Origin of the sequence: Porphyrobacter sp. TH134 (assembly GCF_002855495.1) — a bacterium.
Lineage (GTDB): Bacteria > Pseudomonadota > Alphaproteobacteria > Sphingomonadales > Sphingomonadaceae > Erythrobacter.
The window spans coordinates 1-7,001 of record NZ_PKRO01000071.1; the positions used below are offsets into that span (position 1 = coordinate 1).

Below are 7,001 nucleotides of genomic sequence, written 5' to 3' on the forward strand. Positions count from 1 at the left end.
CCCGGAAGACCATCCGCCGGGAAATCGATCAGGCCAAGGCGACACCTCGTAAAGCTGGATGTCGCCTTACGGCTCCTGTGAACTGTCCTTCAACAAACGCTCCTTGATTGGTTCGATGCGATCCGCGAGCACGCGGCTGAAAGGGTGCCATGGGAAGGTTTGCACGACCTCTTGGCGGTGCCCCCAGAGCCAAATATTGACGCATTGGCTGACCTCTTAACGGCGCTGGCTGATGCGACGGATCGCGCAAAATCGAAGCGTGAAGGCTTGCTGCGTGAGCTACTACGCCACGGTGCGGTGACGGGCACATCTCGTGATGGCCCAGCACCGTATCAGGTCCTCCAAAAGCTCGCAGACCATGGCGTCCTAGAGCATGTTCGGCTTGTTGGTCGCGACCGGCAGCAGGGTCGCCGATACCGCCTATCGCGCCGCTACCAAGGCCTCGTCGATATAGTGAGCACACAACCTTAATCGCTGCGGCGCGGCTACGGCAGCATTTCCCGCTTGCCTGTGACACTCCGGTGTGACACTTAGGGGCTAACAGTTCGACCTAAGCCTTTGATTTTCTGAGACCCACGCCGTGCCGGAGGATTTTCCTGCCGGGCCCACCGGAGGCGAGCGCGGAAGAAAGAGGGCAGGACGAAACAGGTTCGGGGAGTAGCGCAGCCCGGTAGCGCATCTGCTTTGGGAGCAGAGGGTCGCAGGTTCGAATCCTGTCTCCCCGACCACTTTTCTCGCAAAGTATTGAAGGAAAACCGCTTTTCACCTCTCGGTGAGGCGGAGTGTCACATGTTATGTCACATGACGGTTCACCGAGGCATTTCGGAAGAGCCCTTCAATGCCCAGAATTCCCTTCAGCTCCCGCCGCTATGGCCGCTACTATTTCCGCAGACGGGTCCGTTTGCTGGATGGCAAGGATATCCATGTAATCGTGCCGCTTTCCACCTGTGACGGGCAGGAAGCGCGCGAGAGGGTCGCGATTCTCTCCGCGCAGTTTGACAGGGTGCGCCGGACCGTGAACGCCTACTTCGAACAGAACCAGACCCTCGATGCCGACACGATCAAGGCGCTGTTCGAAACCGAGCTGCGCGATTGCCTGTCGAAGCTGCTCATGGAGCTGCATGACCCATCGCGTCATCCTGCGGCCCGTGCGCGGGATTATCGCACCATGGCGAGCGCGCTTGATATTGCCCAGCGCCCAGGCACCAATAACGAGCTTACCGATGCCCACCGCCAGATGCTGGCAGCGGCGGGCCACGACGAAATGGATATCGAGTGGGTGGCGTGCGATCTCGACCGTGAATGCGGCAAGGACATCATCGCGGATGAAATGATGGCGCTGATGGCAGAGGGCTTGGGGCTCGAGCCGACCAACGCCGTGGTTGCCCGTCTGAAGCACGTCCATCTTCAGGCAATGGCCGAAGCGCACCGGCTGGCGTCCCACTTCCTTGATGAGGATGTGCAGTCAGCCTTCGATCAGGAGGAAGCCCTGCTGGCGAAACGCCGGGCGAATGGCGCGCCACTGTCTTTCCTGCCGTCGCCTGCGGTAGCGGCAGTGTCCGCCGTCGCGGCGTCCCTGCCCTCGGCAGCAGTTGAAGGGAAAAGCCCGGCTCCGGATGCCTGTGAGTTCAAGACCTACCATTCCAGACGCTTCAGCGAGGCAATCCCTGACATTTTGGACCGAGCACGGACTCGCGGTCACTGGAAGCGCGGGCTAGCGCAATACGAGCGGGTGCTGCGGACCTTCGCATGGATCACGGGCGACAAGCCGCTCGGCGACTACAACCACGAGGATGTGGCTGATTATGCAGAAGCCCTCCTGAAGATGCCGCGCGACTACCGGCCTTCGAAAGATTTCGAACGGCCCTATCAGGAGATCGCTCAAAGCTTCCCAATCACCAAGGTAACCGCAGCGCGATCGACTGGGTGCTCGATCAGCACAAGGAGAAGACGATCAAGGACCCCACCGTCCGCGAGAAGTTCAACACCTACCGCTTCGCAGATTACAAGGAGAGCATGATCACCCTGCTCGCCAAGGTCGTGCGGGTGAGCGTGGAAACGAACGCGATCACCGACGCGATGCGCGCGCTGGATCGGGGTGCAGGGGAAGGCGCATGAGCTTCGTTTGGCGCCCTGAGGCAACCCCCTGACCGCCGCCACCGCCTCGGCATCTGACAAGGTCACCATCGATCACAGCGGTAAGGTCGCTGTCGCGCCTCAACTGATGGCGTCGATGCCCGAACCAATCCGTGCAACCATCCAGAAAGATGCGCCCGATTGGGTGAGAGATGTTATCCGGGCAAGACATGAGCTTGCAGCAGCAAGGCAACAAGCTGAAGCGGCCGAGGCCGAATGGAAGCGCAAGACAGAGGTGGTTTCCGCCGAGCAGCGGCGCATTGAGAAATCGCGGAAGGTGTTGGATGCTGTCGTTTCCGGCAAATGGGATGTCACCATCACAGACGGCTATATGACCATGCGCCATGACAGTGACACCGAAAGCCGAAATGTGCAGAGAATACCTCTGGCTGACATGGAGCCAAGCCTTCTTCACGCGGCACAGGCGTTCACGCATTTGAGCGCGACGACGGACAGCGTCCTTGAACTCCATCATAGCCTGAAGAAAGAACGCTCAGCCTTGGCCAAATCACAACCTGAGCGGACATCGCAACTCGATGCAGAGCAGCGGCAAACGGATGAAAAGGTCAGAAAAGGGCTCCGATTGCCGCCTGGATTTGGACAAGGACTCGGTATGTGATTCATCCTGCACTGCGGCAATCGTTGTCCGGTTTTGTCGTTGCAGCGTGGTGAGCGGGATGACCGGTGTTGGGTGGATTCCGGACTGGCAACAAACCCGAACGCAAGCGTTCCCTACCTGTGGCTTGGCCTTGCGCGCTAGCTCCATCATCACGTGGCTGGGCGCGCCTTTGCATTACGCTTGCTTGCTCTCGGCCGCGCCAGCGCCGAACGGTCAATTTCTGGAAAATACTTCGCACCCAAATCTTCTGGTTCAGCATCTTGCTCCTTCAGGCCGACTAACTTCCTCTCAGCGATAATGTCGCGCGCGACAGCAAAGCTATCGTCAGGGTCGATCACAAACCTGTGAGCAAAGAATGCCTGCAAGGCATTATAGCATTGGACCTGCTCAGCACCGACCTTGATCGGCAGACCAGCCCTAATAGAATTTATCATTGCCGCCACGGGATCGAGATCGCGAGCAGCATCAATTGCTGCTTTCATCTGTGCGGCAGAAATCTCACCGGCAATCAGCTTGGACAGCGCATATCCCGCCACCTCTTTGTTGCGAGCTTCGTCAGATGCCTTCATCATTTGGCCCAACACTGCCTTGTCGTAAGCGCATAGCAGCACGTCCGACGAGAGTGGCAAGTAGATTTGGATATAGGCCGCCCCAATGCCGAGATGGCCTGTATGCACAGTTCTTGGCTCGTCATTGTGCAGCACAACAGGGTGATCGCCGATATAGAATGACCGCCCAGCCGGCGGCGTCATCAAGAAGAACTCCTTCTCGGCCATGATCTCGACATACTTCTCGAGATTTTGAACCTGATGCCGGATATGCTCCTTCTTGAGACCTTCCTCGTCGAGGTTCATCAAGCCATCAACCTTCGCAGGATCGAATCCCATGCGTTTGACATGCCGGCGTAGTTGAGCGTCGATCCTCTCTGGCATCAGGCGCATGCCCTTGGTCCTTACGAACTGGAAGGCCATCAGGAACGCAAGGTCCGCAACTTCTTCTGGCGTGCGCTCTAGCGTCTTTTCAGCCCTGATTCGTTCGATGATGGGGGCAAGATGCGACTCGATCCGGCCTGTCCATGGCTCGATTGTCGCAAGCACGTCGTCATCGACCCAAAATTCGTTGAAACGACGCTCACCCATGATGTTGTCGATTGACGTCGGGAAAGATTTCTCAGCTTCAAGATCGAGCACATGAACTTGTTCTTTCCCCGCCCGCTCGGGGTCAGCGCTAAGGAAGCCACGAAGGAGGAGTTTCGGGACGTAGTGCTGATGCTGCGCAGCCATTGGAGAAAGATAGGCGCGAGCACCTCAAAATCTAGGTCAACTGGCGGGAATAATAACAACGGGCGCCAGTAACAGATTGGCGACTTTCGTGATCGTCCAAGTCGCCGCGGAACGGCTTACATTGGGCCGCACAGCCCACATCTTTCCGGACGTCGACAATGGGGTCGATAGCCGAACGGCAGGAATTTTTCGCGACCGGGGTCAAGCCGCCATGCCGCTTTCGGGATCGCGCGTCGGCCCGGCTCATGGCGGCTCGTGGGTGGGAAGGCGACCGGCAGCTTTCACTCGGCAAAGCCTCACCTAGAACATTCAGCCGCCAATAAAGCGGTCACTGCCAAGGGGGGTAAGCGACCCCTCAATCACAATCGCAGCGCCATCGATGAACAAGGAGCTTTGGGTTTTCCCCTGCTGCCATAGCGTGATCATAAACCGGCGATCTGCATCGCTGCCGTCTATCGATAGGCTGATCGGTAGCGGCTCCCATTCCGGGGCAAAACCACGAGCGTCATAGTCTACAGTCAGCTTCTCGCCGGGTTTGAGCAACCAACACCAACATTCCATTTCAACGAAAACCACGAGATCTTCTGATAGGCTGTTGGTGAAGCTCTGCCGGACACGGTTCATATCTCGATCCTGCAAGGATGTCAGCTTTTGGGCAAGAGCAACGGACAAAATTCATGACCGCAACGGGGTCGTTTTCAGAATGGCGGGAGTTTTCCAGCAGCCGGGGAAAGCCGCCATACGGCTTTCAGGCTGGAGCATTGGCCCTGCTCATGGCAGGTCGTGGGTGGGAAGTTGAAGGTCGGTTTTTTGATCTCGGGCCGCGAAGCAGCAGGCCCAATCCTCAGTCACTCCAAAACCAAACGCACGCCTACCGGAAAGCTGAATGCGTTATCCGCTTCGCTGACATGACTTGTTTTCGAGATGCCCTCCCGCCAAGCATCAGACGGGAATCTCGATAGATTTTGACCCTTTATTATGCGGCTCCGGTCGCGCGACAAACTGATCGGGATGCCCAGCTCGTCGCGATATTTTTCAACATTGGACTGATCAATTACGTCGGATGTTAGCTCGGGAACATTGCCCAGAACGTCGTAAAGACCCCACTCGGTGGGTGGAAACAAGCCAACCTGAGTGCCCCACATGATGTGGGCTAATCTCACATCCTTTACTCGGTCCACATGAGACTGGCTCAAAACTTCAAGAACGAGTTCGCTGACCAAAGCTTCACGCGTCGGATCTTCTTCATCGCCCCAAGGGAACCGTCTGGTTGGGACTCCAGAGCGCGCAAACCATTCCCACTCTCGATAGGCTGGCAATCGCACCGACTTCCCCAAGCGGGCTGAAAGCCATTGGATGTAACACTGGACATCACTGGGCCTGAGATTGATGACCGCGTAGTCGCGACGGAGCTCGGCAAGGAGCGGATCGTCTCGCTCAATTCGAAGAAGGCGGAAGTTTCGATCAAACAATGGGGGTAGTGGGCATACGCCGCTGTCGAATGCCGCGAGGTATTGATTCCAGGTCAGTTCGTATTTTGCGACGTGCGTGATTGCCGTCGTATCGCTGTCCGGGACGCGAACGAAGGTGGGACAGCCGTCACAGGAAATGGTTGCTTCCAACCTTTCACGTGCCTCGGCAGGAGCGACTGCGAAGGTCATCGTTGCAAAGAGAGCGATCAAGAATGAAACAACGCGCATTCAATGACTGCTAATGGGTCTGTATTGCATAGCTATTAATGTCGTAAATGGGGTCGCTTGCTGAATGGCAGGAATTTTTTGCCGATCGGGCAGAGCGGACAGAGTCGGCGGCCACCACCGGGCATGGTGACCGATTGTCGAAGCGGAAGGTCGGCGACCGGATAAGCGATACAATCGAACCGATCGCGTCCCCCAATGCGTTCGCCGATCAGCGCCCTGCCCCGCCCGTATTCAGCCCTTGCAGCAGGAGTCGTCCTATGTCACATGCCTGTGCACACGGCCTTCGCGCCGTGCTGCAACCCGCGGTTTTCCGGGCTTTGCGGGTGGTCAGAAAAGTGGACTCGCATCCTGTCTCCCCGACCATTCACTGAAAACCCCGCTTTTCTGCGGTTCATCGCAAAACTGCTGTGACACATCCCGTGACACCGCAGTACGTCGTTGAACGATCATCGCCGTGGCCACGAACAATGTGTCAGAGCCTTTGCGACTAGCATCTGGTGCGATCTCAAGGCTTCCGGGAACCGCAATGCCACTCTGTCTGCTTACCGACGCGATATTCGCGGCTCACGGCCCGCGCTGTTCCAAAAGCTGCCATTCAGAAACCGACCTCAGAGCGGACAGTAGGTATCGCACGATCAGGCATAAATCGTACACTCAAACCGTTGCTTGACAGTGCCTTCTGGTGAGGTCAAATCCCGACTAGCAGGGGGCTGCATTTAAAAATGGCGGACAACTTTTTTTTACAAAATGGCTGGGAAACTGAACGACTTCTATTAAAATCTTCGGTTTTTCGGAGCAATGCGGCGCTCGGTTATGCCACCGCATTTTTCGCGTTTATAATCGCGCTGGCGCTTCGTTTCGCTCTCGACGCCGCGCTGCCGCCCGGCTTTCCTTTCCTGACATTTTTCCCAGCGGTCATAATCTCCGCGTTTTTAGCGGGATCTCGCGCAGGCGTGCTCTGCTCGGCGCTGTCGTTTGTTGCAGTCTGGTGCTGGTTCCTCGGCGGACAGGAGCCGTTCTCAATTAACTCGGGCACCGCTCTCGCGCTGGGGTTTTTCACATTCATCGCCGCTGTCATCATTGCTGTTATAGAGTACGCGGCAAGGGCACTTGAACTCTTGGCTGTGCAGCGCGCGCAGCTCAACACCATTGTTGAAACCGTACCACTTGTCAATGGACACCCAGTGTTACGAGCTAAGGCGACACCCAGTGTTACGAGGTGTCTCGTTGTGACCGTGCGATGATTTCAGGGGCGGGGAGCAT

The 7,001-nt window shown here is 57.1% G+C and carries 6 protein-coding genes and 1 tRNA gene; 4 read left to right on the top strand and 3 right to left on the bottom strand.

Translation table 11 applies throughout. The features are described 5' to 3' along the window. Positions 1-651: 651 nt before the first annotated feature. From C0V72_RS15670 to C0V72_RS15685, 3 genes are all read left to right on the top strand, one after another. Positions 652-728 (top strand) — tRNA-Pro (locus C0V72_RS15670). 110 nt (positions 729-838) lie between these two features. Beyond that, a complete protein-coding gene (locus tag C0V72_RS16530; RefSeq protein ID WP_199797813.1) occupies positions 839-2,020 on the top strand; it encodes a hypothetical protein in 1,182 nt (393 codons plus the stop codon). A gap of 213 nt (positions 2,021-2,233) precedes the next feature. Then, positions 2,234-2,755 carry a hypothetical protein gene (locus C0V72_RS15685; RefSeq protein ID WP_143704638.1) on the top strand — a complete coding sequence of 174 codons (522 nt, stop codon included), beginning with the start codon at positions 2,234-2,236 and terminating at the stop codon, positions 2,753-2,755. A gap of 149 nt (positions 2,756-2,904) precedes the next feature. On the opposite strand, the gene C0V72_RS15690 is transcribed toward C0V72_RS15685, so the two are convergent. From C0V72_RS15690 to C0V72_RS15700, 3 genes are all read right to left on the bottom strand, one after another. Continuing rightward, positions 2,905-4,038 carry a DUF4238 domain-containing protein gene (locus C0V72_RS15690; RefSeq protein WP_101795070.1) on the bottom strand — a complete coding sequence of 378 codons (1,134 nt, stop codon included), beginning with the start codon at positions 4,036-4,038 and terminating at the stop codon, positions 2,905-2,907. A 309-nt stretch (positions 4,039-4,347) separates the two neighbouring features. Then, positions 4,348-4,662 carry a hypothetical protein gene (locus C0V72_RS15695; protein ID WP_101795071.1) on the bottom strand — a complete coding sequence of 105 codons (315 nt, stop codon included), beginning with the start codon at positions 4,660-4,662 and terminating at the stop codon, positions 4,348-4,350. Positions 4,663-4,886: 224 nt separating this feature from the next. Next, positions 4,887-5,720 carry an SUMF1/EgtB/PvdO family nonheme iron enzyme gene (locus C0V72_RS15700; protein ID WP_172439069.1) on the bottom strand — a complete coding sequence of 278 codons (834 nt, stop codon included), beginning with the start codon at positions 5,718-5,720 and terminating at the stop codon, positions 4,887-4,889. A gap of 740 nt (positions 5,721-6,460) precedes the next feature. On the opposite strand from C0V72_RS15700, the gene C0V72_RS15705 reads away from it, so the two are divergent. Continuing rightward, positions 6,461-6,982, top strand: a complete 522-nt coding sequence (locus tag C0V72_RS15705) for a DUF4118 domain-containing protein (protein ID WP_101795073.1) — start codon at positions 6,461-6,463, stop codon at positions 6,980-6,982. The last annotated feature ends 19 nt before the right edge of the window (positions 6,983-7,001 follow it).

Excerpts from the sequence above, each read along its gene's own strand:
- C0V72_RS16530 (WP_199797813.1), top strand. The coding sequence starts at position 839 with ATGCCCAGAATTCCCTTCAGCTCCCGCCGCTATGGCCGCTACTATTTC.
- C0V72_RS15685 (WP_143704638.1), top strand. The coding sequence starts at position 2,234 with ATGCCCGAACCAATCCGTGCAACCATCCAGAAAGATGCGCCCGATTGG.
- C0V72_RS15690 (WP_101795070.1), bottom strand. The coding sequence starts at position 4,038 with ATGGCTGCGCAGCATCAGCACTACGTCCCGAAACTCCTCCTTCGTGGC.
- C0V72_RS15695 (WP_101795071.1), bottom strand. The coding sequence starts at position 4,662 with ATGAACCGTGTCCGGCAGAGCTTCACCAACAGCCTATCAGAAGATCTC.
- C0V72_RS15705 (WP_101795073.1), top strand. The coding sequence starts at position 6,461 with ATGGCGGACAACTTTTTTTTACAAAATGGCTGGGAAACTGAACGACTT.